The organism is Aquidulcibacter paucihalophilus (genome assembly GCA_030285985.1).
Taxonomy (GTDB): domain Bacteria; phylum Pseudomonadota; class Alphaproteobacteria; order Caulobacterales; family Caulobacteraceae; genus Brevundimonas.
On record CP127384.1, the window covers coordinates 2,543,465 to 2,559,980 of the forward strand.

Annotated in this window: 12 protein-coding genes; 7 read left to right on the forward strand and 5 right to left on the reverse strand. The window is 70.2% G+C overall.

Annotated features, from left to right (window positions below; all coding sequences use genetic code 11):
- Positions 1-115: 115 nt before the first annotated feature.
- Positions 116-2,806, reverse strand: coding sequence for a pyruvate, phosphate dikinase (gene ppdK / locus KB221_12435; protein WIY68884.1), 2,691 nt, complete (start codon positions 2,804-2,806; stop codon positions 116-118).
- A gap of 365 nt (positions 2,807-3,171) precedes the next feature.
- Between ppdK and KB221_12440 the strand changes: the two genes are divergently transcribed.
- From KB221_12440 to KB221_12450, 3 genes are all read left to right on the forward strand, one after another.
- The gene (locus KB221_12440; protein ID WIY68885.1) at positions 3,172-4,251 is read left to right on the forward strand and encodes a site-specific DNA-methyltransferase; all 1,080 of its coding nucleotides are present in this window, start codon (positions 3,172-3,174) and stop codon (positions 4,249-4,251) included.
- A 134-nt stretch (positions 4,252-4,385) separates the two neighbouring features.
- Positions 4,386-5,501, forward strand: a complete 1,116-nt coding sequence (locus KB221_12445; protein WIY68886.1) for a glycosyltransferase family 4 protein — start codon at positions 4,386-4,388, stop codon at positions 5,499-5,501.
- An 87-nt stretch (positions 5,502-5,588) separates the two neighbouring features.
- On the forward strand, positions 5,589-7,736 hold the full coding sequence (locus tag KB221_12450; GenBank protein WIY68887.1) for an amylo-alpha-1,6-glucosidase: 2,148 nt from the start codon (positions 5,589-5,591) through the stop codon (positions 7,734-7,736).
- Here the strand turns inward: KB221_12450 and mutY are convergent.
- The 3 genes from mutY to KB221_12465 all read right to left on the reverse strand — a co-directional run bounded on the left by mutY (position 7,733) and on the right by KB221_12465 (position 10,181).
- A complete protein-coding gene (gene mutY / locus KB221_12455) occupies positions 7,733-8,746 on the reverse strand; it encodes an A/G-specific adenine glycosylase (GenBank protein ID WIY68888.1) in 1,014 nt (337 codons plus the stop codon). The genes KB221_12450 and mutY overlap by 4 nt on opposite strands.
- A gap of 53 nt (positions 8,747-8,799) precedes the next feature.
- Positions 8,800-9,717 carry a hypothetical protein gene (locus KB221_12460; protein ID WIY68889.1) on the reverse strand — a complete coding sequence of 306 codons (918 nt, stop codon included), beginning with the start codon at positions 9,715-9,717 and terminating at the stop codon, positions 8,800-8,802.
- Positions 9,718-9,818: 101 nt separating this feature from the next.
- A complete protein-coding gene (locus KB221_12465) occupies positions 9,819-10,181 on the reverse strand; it encodes a hypothetical protein (GenBank protein WIY68890.1) in 363 nt (120 codons plus the stop codon).
- 171 nt (positions 10,182-10,352) lie between these two features.
- On the opposite strand from KB221_12465, the gene KB221_12470 reads away from it, so the two are divergent.
- The 4 genes from KB221_12470 to KB221_12485 all read left to right on the forward strand — a co-directional run bounded on the left by KB221_12470 (position 10,353) and on the right by KB221_12485 (position 15,780).
- Positions 10,353-10,919, forward strand: coding sequence for a DciA family protein (locus tag KB221_12470; GenBank protein WIY68891.1), 567 nt, complete (start codon positions 10,353-10,355; stop codon positions 10,917-10,919).
- Between the two features lie 102 nt (positions 10,920-11,021).
- Entirely contained in the window at positions 11,022-11,678 is a 657-nt protein-coding gene (locus KB221_12475) for a thioredoxin domain-containing protein (GenBank protein ID WIY68892.1), read from the forward strand.
- Between the two features lie 8 nt (positions 11,679-11,686).
- Positions 11,687-12,325, forward strand: coding sequence for a DsbA family protein (locus KB221_12480; protein WIY68893.1), 639 nt, complete (start codon positions 11,687-11,689; stop codon positions 12,323-12,325).
- Positions 12,326-12,339: 14 nt separating this feature from the next.
- Positions 12,340-15,780, forward strand: a complete 3,441-nt coding sequence (locus KB221_12485) for an AAA family ATPase (protein ID WIY68894.1) — start codon at positions 12,340-12,342, stop codon at positions 15,778-15,780.
- Here the strand turns inward: KB221_12485 and KB221_12490 are convergent.
- Positions 15,777-16,502, reverse strand: a complete 726-nt coding sequence (locus KB221_12490) for a WecB/TagA/CpsF family glycosyltransferase (protein ID WIY68895.1) — start codon at positions 16,500-16,502, stop codon at positions 15,777-15,779. The two genes, KB221_12485 and KB221_12490, sit on opposite strands and share 4 nt — an antisense overlap.
- Between the last annotated feature and the right edge of the window lie 14 nt (positions 16,503-16,516).

The following is a 16,516-nucleotide window of genomic DNA, read 5'->3' on the forward strand; positions in this document are numbered from 1 at the left end:
CCTGAAAGGCGGCGTTCCAGAGGCGCGCTTTTACATAACTACGACTGTGTGGCGCGAAGCACAGACCGCGTTACTTCAAGGATGACAGTTTTGTGGCGAGCCGGACAACGTTCGCCTAGCGATCCTTCTCGCGCGCCTCGCCGCCCCGGGACACCAGCGCCGCCTGGGCCGCCGCCAGCCGGGCGATCGGCACGCGGTAGGGCGAGCAACTGACGTAGTCGAGGCCGACCTCTTCGCAGAAGGCGATCGACGACGGATCGCCGCCGTGTTCGCCGCAGATACCCATCTTGATGCCCGGGCGCGCGGCCCCGCCGCGCTCGGCGGCGATGCGGATCAGGTCGCCGACACCGTCCTGGTCAAGCCGGACGAAGGGGTCGGTCTCGAAGATGCCCTTGTCCATATAGGCCTGCAGGAAGCGGCCGGAGTCGTCGCGGCTGATGCCGAAGGTGGTCTGGGTCAGGTCGTTGGTGCCGAAGCTGAAGAACTCGGCATATTCGGCCAGGTCGGCGGCGCGCAGGGCGGCGCGGGGCAGTTCGATCATGGTGCCGACGAGGTATTCGACCCGGTCGCCGGCCTCGGCGAAGACGGCCTCGGCGGTGCGGTCGGTCAGCTCGCGCAGATATTTCATCTCCAGCCCGAGAGCGACCAGCGGGTGCATGATCTCGGGGATGGGGGCCTGGGTCGCCGTCTGCTTCACCTGCAGCGCCGCTTCGAGAATGGCGCGGACCTGCATCTCATAGATCTCGGGATAGGCGACGCCGAGGCGGCAGCCGCGGTGGCCGAGCATGGGGTTGGTCTCGTGCAGCTCCCTTGCCCGGCGCTTCAGCTTGGCGGCGTCGAGGCCCTGGGTGACAGCGAGCGCATCGATCTCGGCGTCGGTGTGCGGGATGAATTCGTGCAGCGGCGGGTCGAGCAGACGCACGGTCACCGGCAGGCCGGCCATGATGGTGAACAGCTCGACGAAGTCGGCCTTCTGGAACGGCGCGATCTTGCCCAGGGCCAGACGGCGACCGGCCTCGTCGTCGGCGAGGATCATCTCGCGCACGGCGGCAATGCGGGCGTCGTCGAAGAACATGTGCTCGGTGCGGCACAGGCCGATGCCCTCGGCGCCGAAGCCGCGCGCGGTCTTCGCATCCAGCGGCGTCTCGGCATTGGCGCGGACCTTGAGGCGTCGGACCTTGTCGGCCCAGGCCATCAGGGTCTGGAAGTCGCCGGTCAGCTCGGGCTCGATCATGGCCACGGCGCCGTCCAGCACCTCGCCCTTGGAGCCGTCGATGGTGATGATCTCGCCGGCCCGGAACGTCCGGCCGCGGGCAGTGAAGGTCCCCGCCTTGTCGTCGATCGACAGCTCATTGATGCCGCAGACGCAGGGGCGACCCATGCCGCGGGCGACGACGGCGGCGTGGCTGGTCATGCCGCCCCGGGCCGTGACGATGCCGCGCGCGGCGTGCATGCCGTGGATGTCCTCGGGCGAGGTCTCCTCGCGCACCAGGATAACGGCGTCGCCGAGCTGGCTCATCCGCTCGGCCTCGTCGGCGTCGAAGACGATCTTGCCGGTGGCGGCGCCGGGCGAAGCCGGCAGACCGGCGGCGACCACCGAGCGGTTGGCCTTCGGATCCAGCGTGGGGTGAAGCAACTGGTCCAGCGCCGACGGCTCGACGCGCGACACGGCCTCCTCCTCGGAGATCACGCCCTCGGCCGCGAGATCGACAGCGATCTTCAGCGCCGACTTGGCGGTGCGCTTGCCGTTGCGGGTCTGCAGCATCCAGAGCCGGCCCTGTTCGACCGTGAACTCGATGTCCTGCATGTCGCGGTAGTGGCTCTCCAGCCGCCCGACGACGTCGACGAATTCGGCGAAGACGACCGGCATGGCCTCTTCCATCGAGGGGGCGGTCTCGCCCATCTCCTCGCGCCCGGCCTTCGTCAGCGACTGCGGCGTGCGGATGCCGGCGACGACGTCCTCGCCCTGGGCGTTGATCAGGAACTCGCCGTACAGCTTGGCCTCGCCCGTCGACGGATTGCGGGTGAAGGCCACACCGGTGGCCGAGGTCTCGCCCATGTTGCCGAAGACCATGGACTGCACATTGACCGCCGTGCCCCAACTCTCGGGGATGTCGTGCATGCGGCGATAGAATTTCGCCCGGTCGTTCATCCAGCTGGCGAAGACGGCCGAGACGGCACCCCACAGCTGGTCATGCGGGTCCTGCGGGAAGGGCTGGCCCAGCCGGTCCTCGACCACGGCCTTGTAGTCGGCGACGACCTTCTCCCAGTCACCGGCCGACAGGTCGGTGTCGATGGTGACGCCCAGACGGTCCTTGTGGTCGTCCAGCACCTCCTCGAAGTCATCATGCGACAGGCCGAGGACGACGCTGGAATACATGGTGATGAAGCGGCGGTAGCTGTCGAAGGCAAAGCGCCGGTCGCCGGACAGGGCGGCCAGGCCCTCGACCGTCTCATCGTTGAGGCCGAGGTTGAGGACGGTGTCCATCATCCCCGGCATGGAGGCGCGCGCGCCAGAGCGGACCGAGACCAGCAGGGGGTTCGTCGCGTCGCCGAAGGTCTTGCCGACGACGGTCTCGACCTTCTTCAGCCCGGCGGCGACCTGGTCCGCCAGGGCGGCGGGGTAGGTCTGGCCGTTGGAATAGTAGTGGACGCAGGCTTCCGTGGTGATGGTGAAGCCCGGAGGGACCGGCAGGCCGAGCGAGGACATCTCGGCAAGGTTCGCGCCCTTGCCGCCGAGCAGGTTCTTCATCGACGCATCGCCGTCGGCGGAGCCTCCGCCGAAGCCGTACACCCACTGAGTCATCGCCTGATCCCTGAAGTCTCGTCTTGTCAGGCCTGACTAACGTGCTGCGCCCGCGAAGGCGAGGCCGGGGCTGTAACAAAGCGTGAGCGGATGTGGCGGTTCCGGGCTGCGGGGCATGAAGGCACCGCTGGTCGCTCCGTCTCCTCCCTGTTCGCGCAGCGAATGGGGAGGGGGACCGCGAAGCGGTGGAGGGGTGCCAAACGCGCTCCCTGCTTCGGCCCCTCCACCCCCCGCGCTGAGTCGCGCGGGCGGTCCCCCTCCCCATCGCCTGCGGCGACGGGGAGGAGACAGTTCGTTCAAGCTAACCCCGCCTTAACCGCGATGATTCACCACTCGGTCTTCAAGCTGTACGGGGCCGCGTTTCCATGTCCGAGTTCAAGACCGACGTCATTCATCGCGGCGACTGCATCGAGGTGTTGCGGTCCATGCCCGACGCCTGTGTGGACATGGTCTTCGCCGACCCGCCCTATAACCTCCAGCTGGGCGGCGACCTGCTGCGACCGGACAATTCCAAGGTCGATGCGGTCGACGACGACTGGGACAAGTTCGACAGCTTCGCCGCCTATGACGCCTTCACCCGCGAGTGGATGACGGAATGCCGGCGCATCCTGAAGCCCGAGGGTTCGATCTGGGTGATCGGCAGCTATCACAACGTCTTCCGCCTCGGCGCGGCGATCCAGGACCTCGGCTTCTGGGTGCTGAACGACATCATCTGGCGCAAGTCCAACCCGATGCCGAACTTCAAGGGTACGCGGTTCACCAACGCCCATGAGACGCTGATCTGGGCCGCTCGGAGCCGCGACCAGAAGCGCTACACCTTCAACTACGACGCCCTGAAGGCCTTCAACGAGGACGTCCAGATGCGGTCCGACTGGACCCTGGCCCTGTGCACGGGCGAGGAGCGGATCAAGGACGCCGAAGGCAAGAAGGCCCACCCGACCCAGAAACCCGAGGGCCTGCTGCACCGCGTGCTGATGGCCGCGACCCGGCCCGGCGACGTGGTGCTGGACCCCTTCTTCGGCACCGGCACCACCGGGGCGGCGGCCAAGCGGCTGGGCCGCCACTGGATCGGCATCGAGCGCGACGAGACCTATGCCAAGGTGGCCGAGAAGCGGATCAAGGCCGTCATCCCCGCCGCGCCCGAGGACCTGGTGGTCATGGGCTCGCGCAAGGCCGAGGTGAAGGTGCCGTTCGGCGCGCTCGTCGAGGCCGGTCTGCTGGCACCCGGCGACAAGCTGTACTGCCCGCGCGGCACCCGCGAGGCCCGCGTCCGCGCCGACGGTTCGCTGGTCGCCGGCGAACTGACCGGCTCGATCCACAAGCTCGGTGCCCTGTTCGAGAACGCCCCGGCCTGCAACGGCTGGACCTACTGGCGCTTCAAGACCGACCAGGGCCTGCGCTCGATCGACGCCCTGCGGGCCGAGGTCCGCGCCGGGATGCAGTGACCGGAAACGGACACTGAAGCCCCTGTAAGGGTCCGGTTTTTCACGGGAAAAATCCCCGTTCCGGGAACTTCGCGCCCATCAAACGGTTGCTGATCCGGCGCCTCGCCTCCCCGCGAGCGCCGGGAGCCTCGACCATGAAGATCGCGCAAGTCACGCCGCTGTACGAAGCCGTGCCGCCGAAACTCTACGGGGGGACCGAGCGGGTTGTCGCCCATCTGACCGACGCCCTCGTCGATCTGGGCCACGACGTCACCCTCTTCGCCAGCGCCGACGCCCGGACCCGGGCGCGGCTGGTGCCGGTCCGGGATCAGGCGATCCGGCTGGACCCGGCTCCGCTGAAGTCCGACCTCGCGGCCCACATGACCCTGCTGTCGGAGGTGCTGAAACGCGCCGACGACTTCGATGTGATCCATTTCCACACCGACATGGTCCATTTCCCGTTCTTCTCGCGCTGCGCCGACAAGACCATCACGACCCTGCACGGGCGGCTGGACATGAAGGACATCGGCGAGGTCTACGGGCGCTGGCCCGACTTCGGCCTCGTCTCGATCTCCGACGACCAGCGCAGGCCCCTGCCGCTGGTCAACTGGAAGGCCACGGTACACCACGGCATGCCCGGCGAGCTGTACCAGTTCTCCCCGAAGTCGGCGGGCTATCTCGCCTTCCTCGGTCGCATCTCGCCGGAGAAGCGGCCCGACCGCGCCATCGAGATCGCCACCAAACTGAACCGGCCCCTCAAGATCGCGGCCAAGGTCGATGCGGCGGACAAGGTCTATTGGGAGACGGTGATCCGCCCCCTGGTCGAAGGCAATCCGCTGATCGAATTCGTCGGCGAGATCGGCGACCACCAGAAGTCCGCCTTCCTGGGCGGCGCGGATGCCCTGCTGTTCCCAATCGACTGGCCCGAGCCCTTCGGCCTGGTGATGATCGAGGCCATGGCCTGCGGCACGCCCGTGGTGGCCTTCCGCTGCGGCTCGACGCCCGAGGTGATCGAGGACGGCGAGACCGGCTTCCTCGTGGACACGCTGGAACAGGCCGTTGCCGCGGCCGGTCGCGCGCACCTGCTGGATCGACATGCGATCCGCGCCCGGTTCGACCTGCGTTTCTCGGCCACGGCCATGGCGCGGCGCTATCTGGACGTCTACGGCGACCTGCTGGCGCGCCGTCCGTTCGCGGAAGAGGCGATCGCCGATGTGGTGACATCCCTGCGTCCTGCCGAGGACCGGAGCTTCGCGGCCGCCAATCTCTGATCGCCCCCGGATGAACGGGTTGCGGCTCTCAAGCGTTCGCATCTGCACGCCAGCCTGACGCCGTCACGCCCGCCATCCGGAGCTCTCATGGACGACGCCTATTCGGTCCACACCACCGCCACCGAATCCGGTGAGGCGGACGGCCTCGAAAGGCTATTGGCCCTGAAAGACGGCGACACCTTCCTGGTGGCGGACGGCTGGGGCGACCTGAAGGGCGGGGCCGACGGCCTGTTCGTCAACGACACGCGAGTCCTCTCGCGCCTTGTCCTGACCGTCGGGAAGGCGCGGCCGTCCTTGCTGAGTTCGGGCGTCAGCCAGGACAACGTCTACTTCACCTGCCACTCGACCAACCGGCCGCTGCCGCCGATGGGCGGGCGCTCGGCACCGGCGGGCGTGCTGCACATCGAGCGGCGCCGGTTCGTGCGTGAGCAACGAATGTTCGAGCGGGTCCGCATGGCCAACCACGGCGTCGAGGACGTGCTGCTGCCCCTGTCCTTCGACTTCGGCGCCGACTTCGCCGACATCTTCCAGGTCCGCGGCACCTTGCGCGAGAAGCGGGGGACCGCCGAAGCGCCCGCACACGACGGCCGCCGCGTGACCTTCGCCTATACCGGACTGGACGGGGTCCGGCGCACCAGTTGCCTCGCCTTTTCCGAACCGCCCGCGCGGCTGACGGGGTCGCACGCCGACTTCATGTTCAGCCTGCCCAGGGGCAAGCGCTGCGACCTGTACATCGAGTGCGGCCCGGATCGCTGCGAGCAACCCGAAGAGGCGCATTACCGGCTGAATGCCTTGCAGGCGCGGCTGGCCATGCGCAACCGCCGGCGGCGCGGTGCCTCGCTCAGGGGCCCACGCAGCCCGCGCTTCAACGACTGGCTGGACCAGAGCCGCGCCGACGTGGCCCTGCTGACCACCGACCTGCCGACCGGCCCCTATCCCTATGCCGGCGTGCCGTGGTTCTCGACGCCGTTCGGCCGGGACGGGATCATCACCGCCTGGCAGATGCTGTGGCTGGACCCGTCCCTCGCCAAGGGTGTGCTGACCTATCTCGCCCTGCGACAGGCGACCGGGGTCTCGGCCTTCCAGGATTCCGCCCCGGGCAAGATCATGCACGAGACCCGCGGCGGCGAGATGAGCGCCCTCGGCGAGGTACCGTTCGGCCTCTACTACGGGGGTGTCGACACCACCTGCCTGTTCGTGGCCCTGGCCGGGGCCTATGCGCGGCGCACCGGCGATTTCGCGCTGATCCGCCGCCTCTGGCCCAATCTGATCGCCGCGGTCGGCTGGATGAAGACCCACGGCGATTTCAACGGCGACGGCCTGATCAGCTATCAGCGCGGGGCCGAAACGGGCCTGTCCAACCAGGGCTGGAAGGACTCCGAGGACTCCATCTTCCACACCGACGGTCGCTTCCCGAAGGGGCCGATCGCCCTGCTGGAGGTGCAGGGCTACGCCTATGCCGCCTGGCAGGCGATGGCCGAACTGGCGGCGGCGACGGGCGATGACCGGCAGGCGGAATGGGCGGCGCAGGCCGAGCGGGTCCGCGTCCTCGTCGAGGACCGGTTCTGGATGGAGGAGGAAGGTTTCTACGCCATTGCCCTGGACGGTGACGGGGCCCAATGCCGGTCGATCGGCTCCAACGCGGGCCATCTGCTGTTCACCGGCCTGCCGTCGGCGGAGCGGGCGAAGCGGGTGACCAAACGGCTGCTGGGAGCCGAGTTCCGCTCGGGCTGGGGCATCCGGACCCTCGCGACCGGCCAGGCCCGGTTCAATCCGATGAGCTATCACAACGGCTCGGTCTGGCCGCACGACACAGCCATGGCGGCGGCGGGCATGGCCCGCTACGGCGAACGCCGCGCCGTGTCCCTGCTGCTGGGCGAAATCTATGCCTCCGCCACACATTTCCACATGCGTCTGCCCGAACTGTTCTGCGGCTTCGAGCGCCTGCCAGGTGAGCCGCCGATCGCCTATCCGGTCGCCTGCCTGCCCCAGGCCTGGGCGGCGGGGTCCGTGTTCCTGATGCTGCAGTCGGCGCTGGGCATCCGCATCGATGCGGTCGCGGGGACGGTGGAGATCGACGACCCGATCCTGCCCGCGGGCATCGACCGGTTGAACGTCACCAATCTGCAGGTCGGCGACGGGGTCGTGGATCTGGCGTTCCAGCAGGTGGGGAAGCACACGGTGGTCATCCCTCAGCGCCGCCAGGGAACGGTCTCGGTACGGACCGTCGGCTAGCCCAGCCCGCGCTCCAGCGCCTTGCGGAAGACGGTCGGGAGCGCACCCAGCGCCACCTCCGGATCGGACCAGACGAAATCGCCGTCACCCTTCCCGACGCGCACGGTCAGCGTCAGCGAGAAATGGGTGAAGACATGCTCGATCGCCCCCGCTTCGCGCCAGTCCGCGGCGACCGGCGGATCGGCGTCTGCCGGCGTCACACTCCACCCCGACGTCGGCAGCCCCAGCATGCCGCCCAGCAATCCCTTGTCGGGGCGTCGCACCAGCGCCACCCGCCCCTGCCCGTCCCGCAGGACCCAGGCGACGCCGGTGCGATGGGGACGGTCCGCCTTCTTCGTCTTCAGGGGCCACCGCTCCGGATGGCCCGAGGCATGGGCCGCGCACCAGCCGGTCAGCGGGCAGGCCTCGCACAGCGGCCTGCCGGGCCGGCAGACCGTGGCGCCCAGATCCATCAGGGCCTGCGGCCAGTCGGCGGGCCGGTCGTCGGCGACCAGGGTCGCGGCCAGCCGCTTCAGCTCCGGCTTCGCCGCCGGCAGCGGCGTCTCGACGGCGAAGAGCCGCGCCATCACCCGCTCGACATTGCCGTCCACGACATTGGCCGGGCGACCGAAGGCGATGGCCGCCACGGCGGCGGCGGTATAGGCGCCGACCCCGGGCAGGGCCAGCAGGCCGGCTTCGGTATCGGGGAAGACGCCGCCGTGATCGTTCGCGACCGCGCGGGCGCAGGCCAGAAGATTGCGGGCGCGGGCGTAATAGCCGAGCCCCGCCCAGGCAGCCATGACATCGCTGTCTTCCGCTGCGGCGAGGTCTGAAACCGTGGGCCAGCGGGCGGTGAACGCCTCGAAATAGGGGGTCGCATGCGGCGTGGTGGTCTGCTGCAGCATCACCTCGGACAGCCAGACCCGATAGGGGTCGGGGCGCGGCGAACCGGGCGGCGCGCGCCAGGCCAGCGCCCGCCCATGGGCGTCGTACCAGTGCAGCAGGGCGGCGCGGAGGGCGGCGGAAGGCATCGGCCCTGCATAGACGCGCCGGGCGCGGGCGCCCACCGCCGATGTCGCGCCGCTCAGTCGGCCGTCGGAACAACGCCCGTCGTCGTCAGGCGCCAGATCAACTGTCGCGCATTGGCCTCGGCCCGCTTCTGGAAATTCCGCCAGACCGGCACAGAGGCCGCGTCAAGGACCACGTCATAGCCGCCCGGGCCGCGACACAGATAACCCTCCGCCACCAACTGCTTCAGATGCCGTCGGACGGTTTCCTCCGGCAGGCCGAGGCTGGCCGCGACGAAGGTACCGCGCACAGCGCCGAAGGTCGGTCCCAGCGCCGCCAGCGCGCCACCGCGGGCCGGCATCTGCGCCGGAAGACGCAACTGCGCCCCGACGGTATGACACACGGACTGCAGGATGAAGCAGGCGGTCAGATTCATTCCGGGCGTCAGGGCCCGGGTGTAGGCCGTCTCGCGCAGCACATGGGCCGTGCTGAGCCGCATCGCGGCCCAGGCGACCGGCCAGACCGGATGGGCCAGGCGATTGCCGGGCATCAGGCCGAAGGCGCGGATCAGACCCAGTCCGCTGATGAAGGCGTCGAGCGCATCGAGATAGCGCGGTATGGCCGGCAGGAACCGGTCCGAGATCAGGCTTGAGGTCGGAAGGATGTAGCCCGTCGGCGTCCGCTGAAGCATGCCGTTGGCCACCATGCCCGCCAATTTGGCCCGCGCCGTCTCCCTCGGAAGGTCCAGAAACTGGGCGATGCTCAGGGCGTTGGCCGGCCGCCGCGCCGCGTCCGGATAGGCCGCGTCCAGCGCCTGGTGGCGACGGCTGATGTCAGGATCCGCGTCGAGATGCCCGACGTTGGCCTCGAGGATGGCCGGCAGCAGCAGGCTGCAGACCAGGTCCCCGTCCACCAGACCGCGGGTGATCTCGACATAGGCCAGTTGCAGTCGCGTGCACAGCCAGGCCACCTGGGCCCGCTGTATGCGCGACATCGCGTCAGTGCGGCCTGTCGCCCAGCCGGATCCCGGAAGACCTTCCGGGTCCGCCGGCCCGGGCAGGAACCGGGTGGACGGGTTCTCGCCGCCGACGCCGGTCAGCGGACCATACGCGCGGCGGCCGTTGCGGACTGGAACAGACGCTTGCCGGCATCGGTCAGGGCCCAGCGGTAGCTGCCCTCCCCCAGCGGGCGCTCAAGCAGCGGCGCGGCTTTGCGGGGTGCCGCCCAGGCGAGGTAGGCGTCGAATGCGGCGTAGATCTCGTTTCGCGCCGCGACCTCCGCCGGGCAGGGCCGGCCGCTGCGTCGCTGGGCGATCTGATCCGCCACCACCTGCCGGTGAGCACAACCACCAAGAACCAGCAGGGCTTCGAGAATCTCGGCGATCACCGGATCAATATGCAGCGCTTTTCCGCCCCTCGCGCGCCGCTTGTGATCGAAATAACTGACGACGGTACCCACGCCCAAACCCCCACACACCGGTCCGGTAACCGATAAATCGACTAAGAAAGCTTCACTGTAACCGGTCAATATCAGGGGTACCGAGAATGACGGTTTGCGCTCGCGCAACCGCTGACGTTCAGGATGCGAAGACCCCGTGCGGAGGCCCGCTGGATCGACTAGGATGCGCGGATGCGCCGCCCCCTTCCCACCGAGGCCGAAGCCCGCGAAATCCTTTCGCGCCGGCGTACGCGCCCGGCACCGCGCCCGACGCCGAAGGCGGGTCGGGCCTTGCAGGGCCTGATCAAGGAGCTGGACGGCAAGTTCGGCCGCGGGGCAACGGCGCTGGAGCCGCGCTGGCGCGAGATCGTCGGCGACCGGCTGGCGCGGGTGACGCGACCGCAGAAACTGACCAAGGGCAAGGGCGGTGCCGGCGGTACGCTGGAGCTGCGCGTGGCCGGGCCCGCCGCCCTGCTCGTGCAGCATCAGTCGGAAGACATACTGGCGCGGATCAACCTGTTCCTCGGCCCCGGCAGCGTCGACCGGCTGCGGATCGCCCAGGGACCGGTCAAGCCACCGTCCGACATCGCCGCCGCCCCCAAGCGACGCCCGGCCGCCCAGCCCCTGGCGGCCCATGAAGAGGCCGACCTGAAGGCGTCCATCGCGGCGGCCCCGGACGCGCTCAAGGGGCCCCTGGAACGGCTGGGACGAGCGGTTCTGGGCGACCCGGAAAAAGGCCGCGACCGTTCTGGCCGTTGACAAAACTTCGCCGTTTCTGTTCTCGAAAGTGCTGAAGCGCGCGTATCAGCGGGGAATCGCGCAATCCTTCCCAAAACCCCGCATCCAGTTGAGGACGACGCCATGAGCGCCCAGACCAAATACGCCGCCATGAGCCGCCGCGCGGCGATGACCGCCGCGGCCCTGGCCGCCATGGCTACGCTGGCCGGTTGCGGCGGCGGCGGCGCGAACTCCGCTGCAGAGGGCGATATGGCCATGGGCGCGGCCGAAGGCGCCAAGGTCACAGTGATCGAATACGCCTCCGTCACCTGCCACGTCTGCGCTGCCTGGCAGAAGGAGAACTGGGCCGCGTTCAAGGCCGCCTATGTCGACACCAACAAGGTCCGCTACGTCTTCCGTGAACTGCCGACCGGCCCCGTCAATGTCGCCGTGGCCGGCTTCATGATCGCCCGCTGCGCCGGCGACGACAAATATTTCGACGTTGTCCACAACATCCTGGCCAGCCAGGACGAGTGGCAGGCCGGCGTCAATCCGCGTGACACCCTGTTCCGCATCGGCAACGGCGCCGGTCTCAGCAACCAGCAGATCGAGGCCTGCATCAAGAACCCGGACAACATCAAGGCTGCGGACGAACGCGCCCGCGCCTCCCAGACCGCCGGCGTGTCCGGTACGCCGGCCTTCTTCGTGAACGGCGTACCGGTCGTCTCGCCCGGCTCGGCCAGCGGCCCGACCATGGCCGACCTGTCGCGCGCCATCGACGCCGAACTGGCCAAGGGCTGATCGTCGCGGTGACCCACCGGCGGCGATCCCTGCTGATCCTGACGCTGGCGCTGCTGGCGCCCGCTGTCGCGGCTTCCGTGTCAGGGTCGGATGCCGCCCTGGCCCGGCAGACGCTCGCCCCGGTGACCGCGGCGGACCGCAGCATCGGCCGCGCCGACGCTCCGGTCACGGTGGTCGAATACGCCTCCTTCGCCTGTCACCACTGCGCGGACTGGCATGAGTTCGTCTATCCCGGCTTCAAGGCGCGTTTCATCGACACCGGTCAGGTGCGGTTCGTGTTCCGCAACCTTCCGACCGATCCTCAGGAAATCTCGCTTCCGGGGGCCGCCCTGGCCCGTTGCGCCGCGCCCGAGCGCTTCTTCGACGTTGCCGCGGCCCTGATGCATGGCCAGGCGGCGGTGCTTCGCGGCGGAAACCGTGAGGATTGGTACGGCCCGGCGATCGCCGTCAGCGGCCGGACCCAGGCCCAGATCGAGGCCTGCGCCGTGACCCCCGCGGTCCAGGCGGCCCTCAACCGTGACCTCGAAAGCGCCGAGGCGGCCGGCGTCGATTCCACCCCGTCCTTCTTCGTCAACGGACGCCGGGTGACGGACCGCTCGCTGGGCGGGCTGGAGGTCGCAATCCGGGCGGCCGCAGCGGCTCGTTGACCGCGTAGGGAACGATGCAGTTCCAGCGCCTCCGGCTCGTGGGCTTCAAGTCCTTCGTCGACCCCGCCGAGGTGCATATCGAGCCGGGCCTGACCGGCGTGGTCGGCCCCAACGGCTGCGGCAAGTCCAATGTGCTGGAAGGCCTGCGCTGGGTCATGGGGGCCAACTCGGCCAAGGCCATGCGCGGCCAGGGCATGGACGACGTCATCTTCGCGGGTGCCGCCGACCGTCCGCCGCGCAACCATGCCGAAGTCCAGCTGACCATCGACAACGCCCAGCGCCGGGCACCCCAGCCGTTCACCGACAGCCCCATGCTGGAGGTGTCGCGCCGCATCGACCGCGGCCAGGGCTCGACCTATCGCATCAACGGCAAGGAGGTCCGCGCGCGCGACGTCCAGTTGCTGTTCGCCGACGCCTCGACGGGTGCCAACTCCCCGGCCCTCGTCCGCCAGGGCCAGATCAGCGAACTGATCGCCGCCAAGCCGCAGAACCGCCGCCGCATCCTCGAGGAGGCGGGCGGCGTCGCCGGCCTGCACACCCGGCGGCACGAGGCCGAGCTGCGCCTGAAGGCGGCCGAGGCCAACCTCGACCGTCTGGACGACATCGGCCGCGAGCTCGAGACGGCTCTGACCCGGCTGAAGCGCGAGGCGCGGCAGGCCGAGCGCTACAAGAAGATCTCCGCCGAGATCCGCGCCCTGCAGGCGGCCCTGCTGTTCGTGCGCTGGAACGACGCCCGTGTGGCCGCGGAAGCCGCGGCGCAGGAACTGGCCGACGCTGAGCGGGCCGTCGGCGATGCGACAACCGCCTCCAGCCGGGCCCAGACGGCGGCGCTGGCAGCGCAGGAGGCGCTGAAGCCTGCCCGCGAGGAAGACGCCGTCGCCGGCGCCCTGCTGCACCGCGCCAGCCTTGAACGCGACCGGCTCGACATGGCCGAACAGGCCGCGCGGGCCGAGGTCGACCGCCTGACCGCCGAGGCCGCCCGCATCGCCGCCGACATTGAGCGCGAGACGGCCATGGCCGGCGACGCCTCGGAAGAACTGTCGCGCCTGGGCGCAGCGCTGGAGACCCTGACCGCAGAGATCGCCGGGGCCCCGACGCGCGGCCCCGAACTGGAAGCCGCCCTCGCCGCCGCCGAGGACGCCCGCAAGGCCGCCGACGCCGAGGTCGAGCGCGTCGCCGGTGCCGCGGCCTCGGTCGAGGCCCGGGTCAACGCCGAAAGCGCCCGCAAGCGCGACGCCGAGGCCCGTGTCGCCCGGGCGGAGGCCCAGCTGGCCTCGGCCCAGGCCGAACGCGCCGCCCTGGGGCCGCTTGAGACGCCGGAGGTCGAGGCGGCCAAGACCGCGCTGGAGGCGGCCCAGGCCGAACTGGCCGCTGCGCGCGCGGCGGTCGAGGCGGCCGAGTCAGACCGGGGCGACCGCGCCCGCGCCGAGGCCGAGGCCCGCACGGCGGCCCGCGCCGCGGAAGACCGGCTCGGCCGGCTGCAGACCGAGGCGCGCGGCCTCGCCCAGCTGCTGGTCCACGGCAAGCGCGAGCACGCGCCGGCGCTGGACAGTGTCGAGGCCGGCAAGGGCTATGAGGCAGCGCTGGCCGCGGCGCTCGGCGACGATCTGGACGCGGCGCTGGACAGGAAGGCGGCGGCCTACTGGGCCGGAGCCGAGGTTCCCGCCCCCGCCTGGCCGGCCGGCGTCGAACCCCTGGCCGCCCATGTCTCCGCGCCCGACCAGCTGAAGGCGCGTCTGGCCCTGTGCGGCCTGGCACCCGCGGGCGAGATCGAGCGGCTGGCGAAATCCCTGCCCATCGGAGCCCGGCTGGTCACCCGCGAAGGTGACCTGTGGCGCTGGGACGGCTTCGTCCAGCGCGCCGAGGCCCCTCGCCCCGCCGCCGTCCGTCTGGCCCAGCGCACCCGCCTGTCCGAGCTGGAAACCGAGATCGACGCCGGCAAGCCGGCGCTGGAGAGCGCGCAGGCCGCGCTCAAGGCGGCGACCGAGGCCTTCCGCGCCGCCGAGGAGACGGTGAAGACCGCCCGCGCCGCGCCCTTCCCGCTCGACAAGGCCGTCACCGCCGCGCGCGACCGGCTTGAGAGCCTCGGCCGCGATCAGGCGCGCAAGGAGGCCAGGGCCCTGGCGCTGGACGAGACGGCCGCCCGCCTGACCGCCGAGGTCGAGGCCGCACAGACGGCGCTGGCCGAGGCGCAGGGCACCGACGCCCCGTCCGAGACCCTCGACGGCCTGCGCGCCGAACTGGCGACGGCGCGGACGACGGCGGATGCGGCCCGTGGCGCGGCGGCCACGGCCCGGGTCGAGCGCGACGCCGAGGCGCGCGAGGTCGCGGGCCGTCAGGCGCGGCTGGATGGCCTGACCCGCGAACGCGACGGCTGGGCCGCGCGGGCGAAGGACGCCACGGCGCGGATCACGGCGCTGGAGAAGGATGCGGAGAAGACGGCGGCGCGGCTGAAGACGGCCTCTGCGGCACCGGAACAGCTGGCAACGCAGCGCTCGTCCCTGCTCGACGCCCTGACCGCCGCCGAGACCCGCCGCAAGGCGGCCGGCGACGCCCTGGCCGTGGCCGAAGGCGCGGCGACCGAGGCGGACCGGGCCGCGCGGGCAGCGGAAGCCACGGCGTCCACGGCGCGCGAGGCACGGGCCGGGCTGGCGGCGCGCGCCGAGGCGGTCGCCGAACGGCTGGCCGAGACCGAGGCCAATGTCCGCGAAACCGCCCAGATGTCGCCCGAGGCGCTGGGCCAGAAGCTGACTGACGACGCCATCGCCCGCCCGCCCGACGCCGCCGGTGCCGAGAGCCTGCTCTACGGGCTGGAGCGCGAGCGCGAGCAGCTTGGTGCGGTCAATCTGCTGGCCGAGGAAGAGGCCATCGAATACGGCGACCGGCTGCAGACCATGAAGGTCGAGCGCTCGGACCTGACCTCGGCCATCGCCAAACTGCGCGACGGCATCGACGAGCTCAACGCCGAGGGCCGAGAGCGGCTGGTGGCCGCGTTCGACGTCATCAACGACAATTTCAAGAGCCTGTTCGAGGCCCTGTTCGGCGGCGGCCAGGCCGAGCTGAAACTGGTCGAGAGTGATGATCCGCTCGAGGCCGGGCTGGAAATCTACGCCTGCCCGCCCGGCAAGCGGCTGGCGGTGATGAGCCTGATGTCGGGCGGCGAACAGGCCCTGACCGCCGCAGCCCTGATCTTTGCCGTCTTCCTCGCCAATCCGGCCCCCGTCTGTGTGCTCGATGAGGTCGACGCCCCGCTGGACGACGCCAACGTCGACCGCTTCTGCCGCATGCTGGACGAGATGCGGAACCGGACCGACACCCGCTTCATCGTCATCACCCACAACCCGGTGACCATGAGCCGGATGGACCGCCTCTACGGCGTGACCATGCCGGAGCGGGGGGTGAGCCAACTGGTGAGCGTGGACCTGAGCCAGGCGGAACAGATCGTGGCGGCCTAGCGGGCCTTCAGCACTTCCGTCCGCACAAACCAGCCGAAGATCGCCGGGCCCTCGATGACATAGCGGCGGAACATGCGGCGCGGCTGGCTCAGCAGCCGGTGCAGCCACTCAAGCGAGAGCCTCTGGAAGATACGCGGCGCCCTTTGCTGGCGGCCGGTCAGGAAGTCCACGGACGCCCCGACGCACAGGGTCACACCCGTCGTCCGGCCCGCCGCACGCAGGGCATGGGCGAACAGTTCCTGTTTGGGGAAGGAGACGCAGGCCAGCAGCACGTCCCACTCGGCCCCGGCGGCATGGCCGACAGCGGCGCGCCAGCCGAGGGTGCCAGGGACCAGCATCGGCGCCTCGAGGTATTTCAGGGTCTGGCGCGGATAGCGGGCGGCCAGGTCGTTGAAGGCGGCGCGGTCGGGGCCGAAGACGGCGATGGTCAGGCCCTCCGCGGCCGGCGACGCCAGAAGGTCGGCGGTCATGTCCGAGCCCGGATAGACCGGCAGGGTCACCCCCCGCAGGCGCGCCAGATGGCTGAGGATACGGCTGTCGCAGATCTTCAGATCCGCCTCGGCATAGACCTCGCGCCCGACCCGGCCGTCCATCAGCTTGACCACATGGTCGACATTGGGGGTCACGACATAGCCATACGCCCCGCGCGCCATGCCGATCACCCGGGCCAGCATCTGCGGCCGGTCACCGTCGGCGAAATCGAGGGTCATGAAGCGAGCCATGGCGGCACTGTAGT

Bases quoted from the DNA above. Each gene is read 5' to 3' on its own strand.
- ppdK (WIY68884.1), bottom strand. From the start codon at position 2,806: ATGACTCAGTGGGTGTACGGCTTCGGCGGAGGCTCCGCCGACGGCGAT.
- KB221_12440 (WIY68885.1), top strand. From the start codon at position 3,172: ATGTCCGAGTTCAAGACCGACGTCATTCATCGCGGCGACTGCATCGAG.
- KB221_12445 (WIY68886.1), top strand. From the start codon at position 4,386: ATGAAGATCGCGCAAGTCACGCCGCTGTACGAAGCCGTGCCGCCGAAA.
- KB221_12450 (WIY68887.1), top strand. From the start codon at position 5,589: ATGGACGACGCCTATTCGGTCCACACCACCGCCACCGAATCCGGTGAG.
- mutY (WIY68888.1), bottom strand. From the start codon at position 8,746: ATGCCTTCCGCCGCCCTCCGCGCCGCCCTGCTGCACTGGTACGACGCC.
- KB221_12460 (WIY68889.1), bottom strand. From the start codon at position 9,717: ATGTCGCGCATACAGCGGGCCCAGGTGGCCTGGCTGTGCACGCGACTG.
- KB221_12470 (WIY68891.1), top strand. From the start codon at position 10,353: ATGCGCCGCCCCCTTCCCACCGAGGCCGAAGCCCGCGAAATCCTTTCG.
- KB221_12475 (WIY68892.1), top strand. From the start codon at position 11,022: ATGAGCGCCCAGACCAAATACGCCGCCATGAGCCGCCGCGCGGCGATG.
- KB221_12485 (WIY68894.1), top strand. From the start codon at position 12,340: ATGCAGTTCCAGCGCCTCCGGCTCGTGGGCTTCAAGTCCTTCGTCGAC.
- KB221_12490 (WIY68895.1), bottom strand. From the start codon at position 16,502: ATGGCTCGCTTCATGACCCTCGATTTCGCCGACGGTGACCGGCCGCAG.